Source organism: Mesorhizobium sp. M7D.F.Ca.US.004.03.1.1 (assembly GCF_003998635.1).
Lineage (GTDB): Bacteria > Pseudomonadota > Alphaproteobacteria > Rhizobiales > Rhizobiaceae > Mesorhizobium > Mesorhizobium loti.
In genome coordinates, this window is the sequence record NZ_RZQG01001668.1 from 1 (window position 1) to 585 (window position 585).

At 60.2% G+C, this 585-nt stretch carries 1 protein-coding gene; it reads right to left on the minus strand.

From position 1 onward, the window contains the following. Positions 1 to 83: 83 nt before the first annotated feature. A partial coding sequence (locus EN935_RS39385) for an SMC-Scp complex subunit ScpB (protein ID WP_164771900.1) occupies positions 84 to 585 on the minus strand: 502 nt, incomplete at its 5' end.

The window sequence follows — 585 nt, forward strand, 5'->3', positions numbered from 1 at the left end:
GCTCGCTCGCCTAGCACCGGGAGAGAGAGCCTTCCATCCCATCGCTTTTTGAACTGAAATGTTCTGCCCCCTAAAGCGAGTCCCTAACCGAGACCGCCACTCAGAGACATTTCATCTTCGACGATCTGTGCTTTTGGCTCTTCCTCGTCCTCGTCGTCCCCGCTTCCCAACCCGGCCGGAATATCGCCTGCCAGCAGCTTCTCCTTGGAAAGTAGCCCTGCGTCCTCGAGCGCTTCGAAATCCGGCAGGTCGCGCAGCGTGTCGAGCCCGAACTCAAGCAGGAATTCTTTTGTCGTCACATAGGTGTAGGGCGCGCCCGGCGTTGGGCTGCGCGGACCGGAAGCGATCAGGCCGGCACCGCGCAGATGACCAATAAAATCGCGACTGATCTCCTTGCCGAAGAAAGACGACAGTTCGGCGCGGGTGATCGGCTGGAAGTAGCCGATGCACATCAGCACCAGCACTTCAGATTGCGTGAAGTCTGCCGGGCGTTCGTTACCGCCGACTGCACAGCGGATGGCATCGGCATAGGCCGGGCGGGTGAGATGCTTCCAGCCTCCGGCGACCGAGACCAGATCATAGGGT